Origin of the sequence: Paraburkholderia sp. J67 (genome assembly GCF_905220265.1) — a bacterium.
In the GTDB taxonomy this organism is placed as follows: Bacteria; Pseudomonadota; Gammaproteobacteria; order Burkholderiales; family Burkholderiaceae; genus Paraburkholderia.
In genome coordinates this window covers 38362-53354 of record NZ_CAJMZK010000026.1, presented here as the reverse complement: position 1 = coordinate 53354, position 14993 = coordinate 38362, and the positions used below count along the sequence as shown (strand labels likewise).

The window sequence follows — 14993 nt, the reverse complement described above, 5'->3', positions numbered from 1 at the left end:
GTATCGCCATTAGTAATTTAACAAAACATAAAAATGAATATTGGAGACAAACGTGAGGTTGCTTACCAAAGCCGTTCTATGTTCATTGATGGGCGCCGCCATGCTGCCCGCGTTAACTGAGGCACAAACGTCCACCACGGCAGCAAGCGATCCCGAGGGAACGCTAGCACAATTGCCGGTTAATGCAATTGGATCACCGCCTTCGCCTTTATCGCCGCCGTTGGCACCCTCGCCCCCGGCGGGGTTCAATGGTCCGCTCAGCAGCGTGGGGCAGGCTCTGGACAATCACGGCATCGACCTTGGACTGGTTTTCCTGTCGCCATACGTGAACAGCTTGAGCACCGGTACGTCACCCGGCCATTCCGCGATTTTCGGCGGATTGAATTTCGTGGCGAAAGTCGATCTGGAAAAAGCTGTTGGTATTCCCAATACGACGATTAACTTTCACGAGGTATTAAATCAACCTTCTTACAATACGGATAAATATCTGCTTCAAACCGCAGCAGCCTATCAACCGTTTCCGGTTCAAACGAATAATGCCGATCTAGTCCGCTTCACGTTGTCACACGACTTTTTCGACAAGAGACTGCACGTCGAATACGGGCGGATGAACACGAGCCAGGATTTTCTGGTCGGCACAATGTGCAGCCAGTGTCTGATGGGGGCATTGTCCATGACGGTGTTCACGCCAGGTCTGACGAAGTCAGTCTGGGGGGCGCACACCACCTTCGACCTGACGCCGCAATGGCATCTTGGCCTGGGGATTGTCGAGGACAACATGGCCAACTGGCAGAACCATTCGGGTTGGGACTGGAGCACGAGTACCCGCACCGGCTGGATCATTTTCGCCAATGCCATGTACGAAGATACGTTCGCAGATACCCGGTATCCCGCGAAGGCGGAATTCGGCCTGTTCCGCAATACCTCGCCCTATAAGGACCCCTTGTACAACACGGACGGTTCCAGCCAGGCGCTCAACTCCACGGGCGATCCGCTGATGCATACCAGCGGCAACTGGGGCCTCTATGCGCAGGGGCGCAAGGTCGTCTGGCGTGAGAGCGGCGGCGGTCCGGTGCCGCGAAATCTCGCAGTCTATGGCGGCGCGCTGGTTGCCCCACCGTCGTACAACGCTTATCCTCTGGAAGCCTATACCGGTGTCGAATATGGCGGCTTTTTCGACAACCCCGTCGCCCTCGTGGGCTCGACATTGCGATGGATTCATTTGAGCGGCGACCGCGCGCTTTACGAAACCGAGTCGCGTCAAGCCTATACCACGATGCTTAACGCCATGTCGGGTGGCGCGGTGCCGATCAGCACCGAACCCACCCATCGGGACAACTTTGCGATCGACGTGCATACCCAATACGGCATCTTGCCCGGCGTGATGGTGGGCGCGTCAGCACAATATGTGATTCATCCCAATCAGGTGATTCCACTACCGGCGACGACGCCGCAACGAAGCGGATGGATTGTGGGAGCGTTTTTGCTCGTGGATCTTGGCCGACTCGCGGGGCTGTCGAAATGACTATCGAAGCCCGCGCGATTGCAGATAAAGGAAACACCATGAATAACCGTGCCACATCTTCACTGGTCGGCGGATTCGCCGCACTGGTCCTGATGCTGTTTAGCGCCATGTCTTTGTTCGTGAGCTTTTTCGCTCTTTTTCTAGGCCCGGTGTCGAGAGATCTCAGCTGGAGTCTGGTGACATTTCCGCAAGGCATGCTGACGTACTCCATTGCCTATTCGCTGGTCGCACCTTTCTCCGGACGCTTGTCCGATCAGGTGAGCGCGTTGCTTGCATTCGTTCTGGGGTGCCTGTGCACGGCCGCGGGTCTGGTGAGCCTGTCGTTCATGACTGGTTCGACCTGGCAATTGGTCGGCAGCGCGACGCTTCTTGGCCTAGGTGGAACACTGGTGGGGCCGCCTACGCTTGCCCGCCGGGTATCGATGTATTTCGAAAAGCGGCGGGGCGTGGCAATGGGCATTATCTTCGGTGCGGGGCCCATGCTGGCCGCAGGCGCACTCAGCCCGCTCATCTCGTCCACGGTTGCCGAACTCGGCTGGCGGACGACCTACCGAGGCATGGCCGTCGCGTGCGTGGTGGCTTCGCTTTTGATGGTCCTGGTGCTGAAACTCGTGCCGCCTGGTGAAGATGCCTCAGGTGAAGAGGATTGCAAAATGGCTCCCGGTCTTGGCGTGCGTGCGGCAGTGGGGCAACGGACTTTCTGGATCATTCTTGCAGTCAGCATCCTCATGACTTGCAGCTTTGGGGGTGTGACGAGCCATCTTGTCGCGATTGCCACGGAGAGCGGGCAGTCTGCTGCGTTTGGGGCGACGCTGATGTCCGCGGCCTTCTTGAGCGGCGTTGCTGGCCCCGTGCTGTCGGGTCTACTCGCCGACTGGTTGAATGGACCGAAGGCATTCCTGCCGTTCCTCGGCGCGGCGCTGATCGGTTACGCCATGCTGTCGTTTCAGGTGGAGGGCGCGGCGATGATGGCGGCCGCAGGTTTGATTGGTATTGGTTTTAGCGCATGGTCGGGACAAACGGCGCTGCTCATCACCCGCTATTTCGGCTTGCGAGCACCGGGTGCGATCGATGCTCTGGTATTTGCATCGGGTAGTATTTTCCTGGGATTAGGCCCCGTGTTACTGGGTGTCCTGCATCGCAGTCAAGGCAACTACCACTTTGCGCTGAATCTCTGCCTGGGATTCCTGGTGATTGCTTTTGCGCTGGTGTCGTTGCTTGGACCGTTCGCCTCGTTCCAGCAGTTGTCCGCGCAAGCATCCAATGAAGCCGAAGACGGCGCCTCGCGTGGCGATGAGGCTGAGATGATGAGTGCTTCGCGATAAGTGGCTTCTGATACCTGTCGCTAGCTGCCCAGAACGAGTGCCGTTGTCGATCGCAGTGATAGACGCGGCACTCATTCGAGCGGCCCTTCAAATGAGGCGAAATCGCGCTCTGTGGAGGAGCGTAACGCTCACCGCATCCCCCCGCTGGCGATGATGTGTTCCCCCGTCAGCCACTTCGCGTCCTCCGACGCCAGAAACACCGCAATCGACGCAATGTCGTCCGGACTGCCCACGCGCCCAAGCGGCGTCTGGCTCACCGCTGAGCTTTCGAATTCCGAGCCGATCACTCCGGCGCTCTGTGCGCCTTCCGTCACGATCACACCCGGATTGATCGTATTCACGCGAATCTTGCGCGGCCCAAGCTCGCGGGCGAGTGAGCCGGTGATGGCATCGACCGCGCCCTTCGTGCCGCTATAGACGGCTGTGGTGGGAGGCGTGAGCGTCGATACAACCGAACTCACGTTGATGATGCTTGCGCCTTCACCAAGATGTCCGACGGCCGCCTGTGTGGTGAGCAGAACACCCAGCACGTTGATGTCGAACTGCCTGCGGTATTGCGCTTCCGTGAACGCTTCGATGGGCGCGAACTCGTAGACCCCGGAGTTGTTGACGAGGATGTCGAGACGGCCATACGTCTCGATCGCCGCATCGACGATACCTTTTGCGTCAGCGGCCTTCGACACGTCGCCACCCACGGCAACCGCCTTTCCACCGGCCGTGGTGATGTCGGACACGACGGCGTCCGCGCCGGTCTTGCTGCTCGCGTAGTTCACGACGACCGACGCCCCTTCTGCTGCGAGCGCCTTCGCGATGGCGGCGCCGATGCCTTTCGATGCGCCGGTTACAACGGCGACTTTCCCTGCAAGCTTGCCCATGATATCGACCTCAGTGTGAATGACAGCGTTAATAGGATGCAGCGTCTGTGCGTTAGCCCGGCCAGGCCGAATGGCGGATCACGGAACAAAAATTCCCGCGATGGAAATGCGGTTCCTTGTCGGCGATAACGTCGGCTTTCACATTGCCGAAGGTGGTCTCCGGTTTGTGTTTGATGCCGTCGTAGAACGCCTGAATGATGTCTTCCTTGAAATGCGGCGGGCGCGGGTGCGCGTGCGTCACGGCCTCGCGTTCTTCGTCGGAAAACTCGTGGTAGGTGAGTCCGAGCACATCCATCTCGACGCCCGCCGTCACCAGCGCGACGATCGGGTGCATATGGCGCGGAATTCCCGGCGTGGTGTGCAACGCGATGGCCGTCCAGACGAGATCGATATCGGCCGCCGTGATGCCCCGGGCCGACAGAAAGTCGCGGGCGGCGTTGGCCCCGTCGACTTCGAATCGCTCCGTGGCGCTGCTGTAGGCAGTGGCGAGGCCCACGTCATGAAACATGGCCCCGGCGTACAACAGTTCCGGATCGAACTTCAATCCGCGTCGCGTACCCTCCAGGGCGCCGAACAGATACACCCGGCTCGAATGATGAAAGAGCAGCGGGCTGGAGGTGTCGCGCACGAATTCGGTTATTTGCCGCGCAAGCTGACTGTCGGGCACAGCGATAGATGACATTGCGGTTCTCCTTCGAGTGTTGAACGGTCGTGCTGCATGGCCGTGTGCGAATGGGCTGCTACTTCGCTGCCGCTACCGCTCCTAGCTTCGCTAAAGCCTCGCGAACGCCCGCGCCGTAGGCAGGGTCCGCCTTCGAGCAGTTGAGGATGTGGCGTTCCTGGATAGGCGCGTCAACACTGGCCATCTGGCGAGCCGTGTTGTCGAACAGCAGTTGTTGCTGGGCGTGGCTCATCAAACGAAACAGATCGCCGGGTTGCGCGAAGTGATCCACGTCCACGCGATGGTCCCAATGCGCGGCGTCGCCTTCGATGCGCAGTGCCGGCTCATGAAGGCCGGGCCTTACTTCCCACTCGCCGGTACTGTTCGGGAAGTAAGACGGCGTGCCGCCGAGGTTGTCGTCGGTGCGCATGGCGCCGTCGCGGTGATAGCTATGGACGGGGCACTTCGGTGCGTTGACGGGGATATGGTTGAAGTTCACGCCTAGCCGATACCGCTGGGTGTCGCCGTAGGAGAAAAGGCGCGCCTGAAGCATCTTGTCGGGCGAAAAGCCAATGCCTGGGACCACGTTCGCGGGCGAGAAGGCGGCCTGTTCGACCTCGGCGAAGTAGTTGTCGGGGTTGCGATTCAACTCGAGAATACCAACCTCGATCAACGGGAAATCGCCTTTCGGCCAGACCTTGGTGAGATCGAAGGGATTGAACGGCAACGCTCTCGCCTGATCGTCGTCCATCACCTGAATGAAGAGCGTCCAGCGCGGGAAATCGCCGTTTTCGATGCTCTCGTAAAGATCGCGGCCATGCGTCTCGCGGTCTTTGCCTACGAGATTTTCGGCTTCGCTATCAGTCAGATTCGCGATGCCTTGCTGCGTACGGAGGTGAAACTTCACCCACGTCCGGCGATTGTCCGCATCGATGAAGCTGAACGTGTGGCTGCCGAATCCGTGCATATGCCGATAACTGCGCGGAATGCCGCGATCGCTCATGACAATCGTGACCTGGTGAAGCGCTTCCGGCAAAAGCGTCCAGAAGTCCCAGTTGCTGTTGGCGTTGCGCAGACCCGTGCGGGGATCGCGTTTGATCGCGTGGTTCAGGTCGGGAAAGCGCAGCGGGTCGCGGAAAAAGAACACGGGCGTGTTATTGCCCACAATGTCCCAGTTCCCTTCTTCCGTGTAGAACTTCACGGCGAAACCCCGAATGTCACGCTCGGCATCGGCGGCGCCGCGCTCGCCGGCCACGGTGGAAAAGCGCAGGAATACCGGCGTCGTCTTGCCGATTTCCGAAAAGAGTTTCGCCTTGGTGTAGCGCGTGATGTCGTGCGTCACCGTGAAGACGCCATGCGCCCCCGACCCTTTGGCGTGCATGCGCCGTTCGGGAATGACTTCGCGGTCGAAGTGCGCGAGTTTTTCGATCAACCAGATGTCCTGCAACAGCGCGGGTCCGCGTGGGCCGGCCGTTTCGATGTTCAGATTGTCGGCAACGGGCGCACCCGTTGCGTGATCCAGACGCATGGGCGTAACGCGATTTGTCATGCCACGACTCCAGGAGGGTTGTGCGGTACCGGCGCAGCGCTGTGGCGTTCCAGGCTGGCGGACACGCGAAGCTATACGGACAATCAGCGGGCTATTTCTGCCGGCGCGGCGAGGCGAGCCTGTCTCGTTGCGTCGGGCACTCGATCAACGGGTGATGAAGGACAGAGGCATCGATGGGTCGATGTGGATGCAGCGTACCTGTTTGGTGCCGGACCCATCTTGGACAATTCAACGATTCGATGGACGATTCGTGGGCGGCTATCGCGCAGTGACGGCGATGACGCGCAAGCGTCGATAACGACGTTCGCACAAAGCTAGCGTGACCGGTTGTGCAGACGCCAGTCCTTGGGACCGCACCCTTCGAGGCGCGAGAACACGCGCGAAAAATGGCTCTGATCGAAAAAGCCGCAGTCCGATGCGATGGTTGCCAGGCTCGCATCGGTTTCCCGCAATTGGGATTTCGCGCGTTCGATGCGACGCTTGAGCAGCCATTGATGGGGCGTGCTCCCGGTGGTCTGCTTGAAGGCCTCGCTAAAGTAGCTCGTGGAGAGATCGCACTGGCGCGCAAGGTCGAGGATGGAGGGATTGCCGTGCAGGTGGGACGCGAAGAATTCCTCGATGCGTCGCATCTGCCACGGAGCGAGTGCGGCGCGGCGCGATCGGCCTGATGAGTCGGCCCTGCCATAGCGTGTGACGACGTGCTCACAAAAGGCGAGGGCGAGGTAATCGATAAACAGCGAACTCGTCAGATCGGGCTGTTGCACCACGGCCTGTAGCGTGTGTGCAAGACGAAACAGCACCGGATCGCTCGCGCCGAGATTAGGCTGGAGCAGTCCGCCGATGCGCCGCAGCCCTTTTTGCTCGGTGAAGGCTTCGATTGCGCTCTGCGCGAGATAGAGCCGCATGTTATCGAACGGCATGTCGAGCCGGCGCGTCGGACCCGAGCGCAAGTCGAGCAGATAGCAGCAACCGGGTCGACAGGATGTCGAACTATCGACGCTACCGCTTGAATTACGTATGCCCGGATCCGGGCTCGAAATCAGCGGCATCTGAAAGACAAAGGCTTCTTCCGGTTGCGGTGTCAACGAGCGCCCCGGTTGCGGACGGGCGTTCGTCAGGCGCGTGAACGAGATGGGCTGTCCCTGCGAAAAAATGCCTGCTCGAACGGTGGGGGCTTCCCGCAATAAAAACCGCTTGGCGAGGACATCGTCTGGAGAAAGCCGCGCCAGACTGGCAGGACTCTTGTCGTTCATTCATCGCGCCTGTGAGTGCGCTCGCACAGGCGTATGTGCCGTTGCCTGGCGGCGGGTTCAAATGAAAGCAGGCCTAATCTAGCGCAGTTTTGTGACTGCCGCGCGCAAGGTGACGGGGCGTCCGCTAGCGTAAAGCGACGCGCTCAGCAATGGTGCAGCGCTCGCCTGTGCGATCCCAGTATGTGCGCAGAATTCGTTGCGTGCGCCAATAACGGGCGGTCTTTGTCACGTCACGCTTACACCCCGTCCGGGGCTGCGGATTTGGCCGCGGAACGCGAAGACAGGGCCTTCTGTGTCGCAAGCGATGCCGGGTCCCAGCCACCGCCAAGCGCCTTGAACGTCGATATCGCGGCTCGCGCGGATTCCGTTTGAGCTTGTGCGCGCGCGTCGGATGCCTGAAGCAAGGTCTCGTTGGCGTGCAGGACGTCGATGAAACTCGCCGCGCCGCTGCGATACGCCGTCATCGAGGAGTCTTTGGCTTTGGCGAGTGACGATTCCGCGTGCGACAGGGTAGCGGCCTGCGATTCGCGATTCACCAACGACGAGAGCGAGCTTTCAACGTCCTCGGTCGCGCGCAGGACGGCCTGGCGATAGCCCGCCAGTGCTTGCGCGTCCGCGCCCTTTGCCGCCTCGACATCGGCATTGATACGCGCGAAGTCGAACAGGCGCCAGCGCAGTCCCACGAGTCCCGCCGCCTGGCTCGCGCCGCCCGTGAACAAGGTGCCGGCCGCGGCGGACGTCGCGCTGCCAATGAACGCGTTCAGCGAAACCGTTGGATAGTATTCGCTGATCGCCGCCCCAATGCGCGCGTTGGCGGCGGCGAGGCGACGTTCGGCCGCGATCAGATCGGGACGCCGTTGCAGGAGATCGGCCGGCGTGCCCATCTCCGAGAGCGACGGTGCAACCGGGATCAGGGAAGGCGGGCTCAATTCTGCCCGGTGGGTCCCCGGCGGTGCGCCCAACATCACGTCAAGGGAGTTCGACGCCGCATCGAGCGCCGCGTTGAGCACGGGCACGCTTGCCCGCACCTGGTCGAGCGTGCCTTGCGCCTGCTGAACCTGATAGTCGGCGGCCGCGCCCTTCGAATACAGCAGTTTCACGTCAGCGAGCAGCGTCTCCTGCGTCTGCACTTGCCGGGTTGCGATATCCAGACGCGCCTGGAGGCCGCGTATCGTGACGTAGTTATCCGCAGTCTGGGCCGCGACGGCGAGCCGCGTGGCCACGGCCGCTGCCTGCGTGGCGGAGTAATCGGCGAGCGCGGCCTCGCGCTGCCGCCGAAGGCCGCCAAAAATGTCGATTTCCCAACCGGCCTCCAGGTTGGTTTCATATTCGCTGCCCCAGCGCTCGTAACCCGGCGTCGCATTGAGCAACTGGCCCACCGGCGTGTCGACGGACTGGTAGGCCCGTGCCGCCGAGCCCGACGCCGTGGCCGAGGGAAGCAGGGCCGCATTGGCGGTGCCGAGGCGCGCGCGCGCCTGGTCGATTTGCGCGACCGCCTGGGCCAGGTCCAGATTCTGGGCCAGCGCCAGCGCAACGTAGTGCGTGAGCAGCGGGTCGTTGAAGCCTTCCCACCACGCGGGCAGATCGGCTGCCGGCATGGTGGCTGCGGTCGCGGAAGGCGGTTGTGTCACATAGTGCTGCGCCAGTGGCGCATCCGGGCGCTGGTAGTCGGGACCGACCGCGCAGGCGGAAAGGGCGAACACGCCAGCGAGGAGAAAAAGTGGACGACGCGAAAACATGATCATCTCGGGAGGGGGTAATTTGTGACCAATATACAATATGGTCACACGTTGTCAACTATCGGGTGAGGGACTAAGCTTGAGACATGAACAAGCCCATCCTCCCCGTCTCCCCATCCCGCGGTCCCTCGGACCACGAAGTCCGCGCGCAGATCGTCGATGCCGCGATGGAATACTTCAGTCGCTACGGCTACGAAAAGACCACGGTGTCCGACCTTGCGAAGGAAATCGGTTTTTCGAAAGCCTATATCTACAAATTTTTCGACTCGAAACAGGCAATCGGCGAAGTCATTTGCGCGAATCGCCTCGCGGCCATGATTGCCGCAGCCAGTGAAAGCGTCGCAGACGCGCACAGTGCGACGGAGAAATTTCGTCGTATGTTCAAGGCCTTACTAGCGTCGGGAAACCAGCTCTTTTTCCAGGATCGCAAGCTTTACGATATCGCGGCCGTTGCGGCCGCCGCGCCCTGGCCTTCAGTCAAAGGCTATGAGGAACAAATCCGGCAATTGCTTGCCGAGATCGTGCGACTCGGGCGGGAAACCGGTGAATTCGAGCGCAAGACGCCGCTCGACGAAGCCGTCAATGCGATCTTTCTGGTGATGAAGCCGTACTTCAATCCCCTGTTGCTCCAGCACAATCTCGATTCCGCCGAGGAGGCGACGGCCCAACTCACTAGCCTGGTGCTGCGCAGTCTTGCACCCTGAACGCGATAGTGACTATTGACTAATTTGGTCACTAGAACCAGAATGAGGTCTCCTGTTATCTGCAAGGGGCGACCTCATGTTCCGGCATCGTCAATTTGTCTACACACTGAGCCTGGTCTCGCTCGCCCTCGCGGCGTGCGGGGAACGGCATGTCACTGACCCGCGCACCGAGGCGCCGCTCGTGCGCACCAGCGCCGTACAGGCCGCGCCGGGCGCGAGCCGGTCGTTCTCGGGCGTAGTGGGCGCGCGCGTTCAAAGCGATCTGGGTTTCCGGGTTCAGGGAAAGGTCATCGAGCGTCTGGTTGACGCGGGGCAGACGGTCAAGCGCGGCCAGCCCCTGATGCGCATCGATCCGATCGACCTCGGTTTGCAGGCCCGATCGCAGCAGGAACTGGTGGACGCCGCGCAGGCGCGCGCCACGCAGACGGCCGCCGACGAGGCCCGCTATCGCGATCTCGTGGCGGCAGGCGCGGTATCGGCATCGACTTATGAGCAGCTCAAGGCGGCTGCCGATGCCGCCAGGGCGCAACTCGTCGCGGCGAAAGCGCAGGCGGTGCTCGCCAGCAATGCTTCCGGCTATGCGGTCCTCGTGGCGGATGCAGACGGCGTGGTGGTCGAGACGCTGGCGGAACCGGGCCAGGTGGTAGCGCCCGGGCAGATCGTCGTGCGGCTTGCGCATGCCGGCCCCCGCGAGGCCGTCGTGCAACTGCCCGAGACCTTGCGGCCCGCGCCGGGCTCGATCGCGCAGGCGACGCTTTACGGCGCGACCGGGCAGCCGGTGCCCGCCACGTTGCGTCAGCTCTCCGATTCGGCCGACCGGCTGACGCGGACGTACGAGGCCCGATACGTTCTCGAAGGCGCGCTGTCCAACGCGCCGCTGGGCGCCACCGTGACCATCGACCTCGCTGGCGCTGCGGCTCAGAGGCAGGCTGCGCTTGAGGTTCCGGTCGGCGCATTGTTCGATCCGGGCACCGGCACCGGTGTCTGGACCGTGGACCGATCGAAGCTCCGCGCGACCTGGCACAAGGTTCACATCACCGCCTTGAGCGACGACACGGCGACGGTGACCGGCGATCTTCACCAGGGCGACCAGGTCGTCGCACTCGGCGCGCAGTTGATACACGACGGAGAGCCGGTGCGTCTTGCCGATGATGCGCTGGCGGCGGCCTCGGACGCGAGAGCAGGAGCACAGCCATGAGCGGCTTCAATTTGTCGGCGCTTGCGGTGCGCGAGCGCTCGGTCACGCTGTTTCTGATCATCCTGATTTCGATCGCGGGCATCGTTGCCTTTTTCAAACTGGGGCGCGCCGAAGATCCGCCCTTTACCGTCAAATCGATGACGGTCATCACGGCATGGCCGGGCGCGACCGCCCAGGAGATGCAGGACCAGGTCGCCGAGCCACTGGAAAAGCGCATGCAGGAGTTGCGCTGGTATGACCGTACCGAGACCTATACGCGTCCGGGCCTGGCGTTCACCACGGTGACCTTGCTGGACAGCACGCCGCCCGCCGAGGTGCCCGAGGAGTTTTACCAGGCGCGCAAGAAGCTCTCCGACGAAGCGGGCAGCCTACCGCCGGGCGTGATGGGTCCGCTCGTCAATGATGAGTATTCCGATGTAACGTTCGCGCTGTTCGCGCTCAAGGCCAGGGGCGAGCCGCAACGATCCCTCGTGCGCGACGCCGAGGGCTTTCGCCAGCGTCTCCTTCATGTGCCGGGCGTCAAGAAGGTGAACATCATCGGCGAGCAGGCGGAGCGCATCTACGTCTCGTTTTCGCACGACCGGCTCGCGACGCTGGGCGTGACGCCTCAGGATATCTTCGCATCCCTGAATAACCAGAACGTGCTGACGCCGGCCGGTTCGATCGATACGGCGGGTGCGCAGGTTTTCATTCGTGTCGAAGGCGCGTTCGACAAATTGCAGCGGATTCGCGACACGCCGATCGTCGTGCAGGGCCGAACCTTGAAGCTCTCCGATGTGGCGAGCGTCGAGCGCGGTTACGAAGACCCGGCCACCTTCGAGATCCGCAACAACGGCGAACCGGCGCTGCTTCTTGGCGTCGTGATGAGAGATGGCTGGAATGGCCTCAACCTGGGGCAGGCGCTCGATACGGAGGTCGCGTCTATCAATCGCGGCTTGCCGCTGGGGATGAGCCTCACGAAGGTGACCGATCAGGCGGTCAACATCCATTCAGCCATCGACGAGTTCATGGTCAAGTTCTTTGTCGCGCTGCTGGTGGTGATGATCGTCAGCTTCGCCAGCATGGGGTGGCGCGTGGGCATCGTGGTGTCGGCTGCCGTGCCGCTGACGCTCGCAGGCGTCTTTGTCGTCATGGCCGCAACCGGCAAGAGCTTTGACCGCATCACCCTGGGCTCGCTGATCCTCGCGCTGGGCTTGCTCGTCGACGACGCGATCATCGCCATCGAGATGATGGTCGTGAAAATGGAAGAGGGTTATAGCCGCGTTCAGGCGTCGGCCTACGCATGGAGTCACACGGCGGCGCCGATGCTCTCCGGTACGCTCGTCACCGCCGTCGGCTTCATGCCGAACGGCTTCGCCCGTTCGACGGCCGGCGAATATACCAGCAACATGTTCTGGATCGTCGGCATCGCGTTGATCACTTCGTGGATCGTGGCCGTGGTCTTTACGCCTTACCTCGGCGTCAAGCTGTTGCCCAATATCCCGGTGATCGAAGGTGGTCATGGCGCGATCTACAACACGCCTAATTATCAGCGCTTTCGCCAGCTTCTCGTGCGTGTGATCCGGCGCAAGTGGATGGTCGCCGGGATCGTGGTGGCATCGTTCGTGATCGCCGTGATGGGCATGGGGCTCGTGAAAAAGCAGTTCTTCCCGACGTCCGACCGGCCGGAAGTGCTCGTGGAAGTGCAAATGCCCTACGGGACGTCGATCGAGCAGACATCGGCGGCAACGCACAAGGTGGAAGCCTGGCTTGCGAAGCAGCCGGAAGCGAAGATCGTGACCGCCTATATTGGACAGGGCGCGCCGCGTTTCTATCTGGCCATGTCGCCGGAGCTTCCGGATTCGTCGTTCGCGAAAATCGTGATCCGCACGACTGACGAGAAGGAGCGGGAGGCACTCAAATTCCGTCTGCGCAAAGTCATTGCCGAGGGCCTGGTTCCGGGGGCGCAGGTTCGCGTCACCCAGTTGGTGTTCGGCCCTTACTCGCCGTATCCCGTTGCGTTCCGCGTCATGGGTCCAGACGCTCAAACGTTGCGCACCATCGCCGCGCAGGTCGAACAGACCATGCGCGCCAGCCCGATGATGCGAACGGTGAACGCCGACTGGGGGCCGCGCGTGCCCACGGTGCATTTCACGCTCGATCAGGATCGTCTCGGTGCGTTTGGACTGACGTCCAGTTCCGTCGCGCAGCAACTGCAATTCCTGTTGACCGGCATTCCTGTCACGAGCATTCGCGAGGACATTCGTTCTGTAGAAATGATCGCGAGATCGGCTGGCGATATCCGGCTCGATCCGGAGCGCATCGAGGCGTTCACCTTGATCGGCAGCGCGGGGCAGCGCGTACCGCTCTCGCAGATCGGCAAGGTCGAAATCCGGATGGAAGATCCGATCCTTCGCCGCCGCGATCGAACGCCGACGATCACCGTGCGCGGCGACATTGCCGAAGGACTTCAGCCGCCCGATGTATCGACGGCGATGCTCGCGCAACTTCAGCCGATTATCGCGAAGCTTCCGGACGGCTACCGGATCGAGGAGGCCGGGTCCATCGAGGAAGCGGGCAAGGCGACCAAGGCGCTCGCGCCGCTGTTTCCGATCATGATTGCGCTCACGCTGCTCATCATCATTTTCCAGACGCGCTCGATTGCGGCGACCATGATGGTGTTTGCGACCAGCCCGCTGGGCTTGATCGGCGTTGTCCCGACACTGTTGCTGTTCAACCAGCCATTCGGGATCAACGCGCTGGTGGGGCTCATTGCGCTCTCGGGCATCCTGATGCGCAATACGCTGATCCTGATCGGCCAGATCGAGCAGAACGCGCGTGAAGGCATGACGCCTTTCGATGCCGTGGTGGAGGCCACCATCCAGCGCTCGAGACCGGTCGTCCTGACCGCGCTTGCGGCGATGCTTGCCTTCATTCCGCTGACCCATTCCGTGTTCTGGGGCACGTTGGCTTATACGCTGATTGGCGGGACGTTTGCCGGGACGATCCTGACGCTGGTGTTTCTGCCGGCGATGTACTCGATCTGGTTCAGGATCAGGCCCGATGCAGGGGAAAGTCACTCCGCGCTGGAACCGAGCGCCAGCGCGATCACGTAGCGTTATGCGCAGCCGGGCGAGGCGTCTTTCGCCCGGCGATTTGCGCTTGTCCCCGACCGGGCGCGCACTACCTCACACTTACTCAAGATTGGCGTGCCTCTGCGCCATCTCTTCTTCGCCAATTCCCTTCTTGATCTTGAGCTGGCACACCACCGCTTCGCAGAGCAGGAAGAACACCTGTTCGAACAACGTCCGCATCGGCTGAAGGCTCTGACCGTGCTCGCGGTTCACGAGTCCAGCGGGGGCGGGAATGCGTACCGTCACGTCCGCGCTCATCGAACGTCCGCCCGCACGACGTGCTGTAAACAGCGCGACGCGTGCGCCCGCTTGCCGGCCTTGTTCCAGCACCGCCGAGACGCTCCGGGTCTCGCCCGATCCTGAAGCGACGATGATCAGATCCCTGGCCGCGACCGGCGGACAGGGCAATCCGCCCGCCATGTAGGCCTGGAAGCCCAGGTGGTTGAGCCGCATGCAGAACGCCTGCAACAGGATGCCCGACCGGCCCGCGCCCAGGCAGAACACCCGCGGCGCGCGCTCGATTTCGGCGACGAGCGAGTCGAGGTCCGCGGCTTCGACGTCGCGGAGGGAGGCGTGGATTTCACCGAGGATCTCGCCCGTCAGGCTCGGTATCTCCAGTTGCTTCAAGTCGGTCATGGTCGCACTTCATTCCCTTCAGGTTGGCGGAGTTCGGCGGCTGACAAGGTCGGGGCCGGTTCGCGGCGTCGACGTTCAGTGTGGTAGCTCCATCTATTGGGTAAACTATAACATCAAACTTTCTTGATGGTGAAGTTATACCATTTTCATCGGTGCATTCCCTGGGTCGGACAAGCGCAGTCTGCAATGGAAAACGCCGCTATGGCGGTAAATGTGGGCATTTATACGAATATTTTCCCCGCTGACAGGTGCCCTTGATGCGATTTGTTGGTGGTAATCCTAAAACATTGATGTTGCATCCGTAACTTTTTGCGGGTAAAGTGCGCCCATGGTTGAGCGATGCCGCGCAATCGACGCACGGCAAGCGGCTCTCAACTTTGGCGTTCCGGGCCGGCTGGCCAGCTTTGGCGCCATT

General features: G+C 61.6%; 11 protein-coding genes. 5 read left to right on the top strand and 6 right to left on the bottom strand.

The window, feature by feature from the left end:
- Positions 1-52: 52 nt before the first annotated feature.
- Positions 53-1525: a carbohydrate porin gene (locus U5782_RS32295; protein ID WP_322047941.1), complete on the top strand. Its 1473-nt coding sequence runs from the start codon at positions 53-55 to the stop codon at positions 1523-1525.
- Complete coding sequence (locus U5782_RS32290; protein WP_322047940.1) at positions 1522-2850, top strand: MFS transporter; 1329 nt, start codon at positions 1522-1524, stop codon at positions 2848-2850. Before U5782_RS32295 ends, U5782_RS32290 begins: the two co-directional genes overlap by 4 nt.
- Positions 2851-2978: 128 nt before the next feature.
- Here the strand turns inward: U5782_RS32290 and U5782_RS32285 are convergent, their stop codons facing one another.
- From U5782_RS32285 to U5782_RS32265, 5 genes are all read right to left on the bottom strand, one after another.
- A complete protein-coding gene (locus U5782_RS32285) occupies positions 2979-3725 on the bottom strand; it encodes a glucose 1-dehydrogenase (protein WP_322047939.1) in 747 nt (248 codons plus the stop codon).
- 52 nt (positions 3726-3777) lie between these two features.
- The gene (locus tag U5782_RS32280) at positions 3778-4407 is read right to left on the bottom strand and encodes an HD domain-containing protein (protein ID WP_322047938.1); all 630 of its coding nucleotides are present in this window, start codon (positions 4405-4407) and stop codon (positions 3778-3780) included.
- Positions 4408-4465: 58 nt separating this feature from the next.
- Complete coding sequence (locus U5782_RS32275; RefSeq protein ID WP_322047937.1) at positions 4466-5935, bottom strand: catalase; 1470 nt, start codon at positions 5933-5935, stop codon at positions 4466-4468.
- A 314-nt stretch (positions 5936-6249) separates the two neighbouring features.
- The gene (locus U5782_RS32270) at positions 6250-7188 is read right to left on the bottom strand and encodes an AraC family transcriptional regulator (protein ID WP_322047936.1); all 939 of its coding nucleotides are present in this window, start codon (positions 7186-7188) and stop codon (positions 6250-6252) included.
- A gap of 236 nt (positions 7189-7424) precedes the next feature.
- Positions 7425-8927 carry an efflux transporter outer membrane subunit gene (locus tag U5782_RS32265; RefSeq protein ID WP_322047935.1) on the bottom strand — a complete coding sequence of 501 codons (1503 nt, stop codon included), beginning with the start codon at positions 8925-8927 and terminating at the stop codon, positions 7425-7427.
- 86 nt (positions 8928-9013) lie between these two features.
- On the opposite strand from U5782_RS32265, the gene U5782_RS32260 reads away from it, so the two are divergent.
- From U5782_RS32260 to U5782_RS32250, 3 genes are all read left to right on the top strand, one after another.
- Positions 9014-9631, top strand: coding sequence for a TetR/AcrR family transcriptional regulator (locus tag U5782_RS32260; RefSeq protein ID WP_322047934.1), 618 nt, complete (start codon positions 9014-9016; stop codon positions 9629-9631).
- 76 nt (positions 9632-9707) lie between these two features.
- Entirely contained in the window at positions 9708-10829 is a 1122-nt protein-coding gene (locus U5782_RS32255) for an efflux RND transporter periplasmic adaptor subunit (RefSeq protein ID WP_322047933.1), read from the top strand.
- Positions 10826-13924 carry an efflux RND transporter permease subunit gene (locus U5782_RS32250; protein WP_322047932.1) on the top strand — a complete coding sequence of 1033 codons (3099 nt, stop codon included), beginning with the start codon at positions 10826-10828 and terminating at the stop codon, positions 13922-13924. The genes U5782_RS32255 and U5782_RS32250 overlap by 4 nt, the downstream gene beginning before the upstream one ends.
- A 78-nt stretch (positions 13925-14002) precedes the next feature.
- Here the strand turns inward: U5782_RS32250 and hxlB are convergent, their stop codons facing one another.
- Positions 14003-14578, bottom strand: a complete 576-nt coding sequence (gene hxlB, locus U5782_RS32245; RefSeq protein WP_322047931.1) for a 6-phospho-3-hexuloisomerase — start codon at positions 14576-14578, stop codon at positions 14003-14005.
- Positions 14579-14993 lie beyond the last annotated feature (415 nt).

Excerpts from the sequence above, each read along its gene's own strand:
- U5782_RS32260 (WP_322047934.1), top strand. The coding sequence starts at position 9,014 with ATGAACAAGCCCATCCTCCCCGTCTCCCCATCCCGCGGTCCCTCGGAC.
- U5782_RS32290 (WP_322047940.1), top strand. The coding sequence starts at position 1,522 with ATGACTATCGAAGCCCGCGCGATTGCAGATAAAGGAAACACCATGAAT.
- U5782_RS32275 (WP_322047937.1), bottom strand. The coding sequence starts at position 5,935 with ATGACAAATCGCGTTACGCCCATGCGTCTGGATCACGCAACGGGTGCG.
- U5782_RS32280 (WP_322047938.1), bottom strand. The coding sequence starts at position 4,407 with ATGTCATCTATCGCTGTGCCCGACAGTCAGCTTGCGCGGCAAATAACC.
- U5782_RS32265 (WP_322047935.1), bottom strand. The coding sequence starts at position 8,927 with ATGTTTTCGCGTCGTCCACTTTTTCTCCTCGCTGGCGTGTTCGCCCTT.
- U5782_RS32270 (WP_322047936.1), bottom strand. The coding sequence starts at position 7,188 with ATGAACGACAAGAGTCCTGCCAGTCTGGCGCGGCTTTCTCCAGACGAT.
- U5782_RS32285 (WP_322047939.1), bottom strand. The coding sequence starts at position 3,725 with ATGGGCAAGCTTGCAGGGAAAGTCGCCGTTGTAACCGGCGCATCGAAA.
- U5782_RS32250 (WP_322047932.1), top strand. The coding sequence starts at position 10,826 with ATGAGCGGCTTCAATTTGTCGGCGCTTGCGGTGCGCGAGCGCTCGGTC.
- U5782_RS32255 (WP_322047933.1), top strand. The coding sequence starts at position 9,708 with ATGTTCCGGCATCGTCAATTTGTCTACACACTGAGCCTGGTCTCGCTC.
- hxlB (WP_322047931.1), bottom strand. The coding sequence starts at position 14,578 with ATGACCGACTTGAAGCAACTGGAGATACCGAGCCTGACGGGCGAGATC.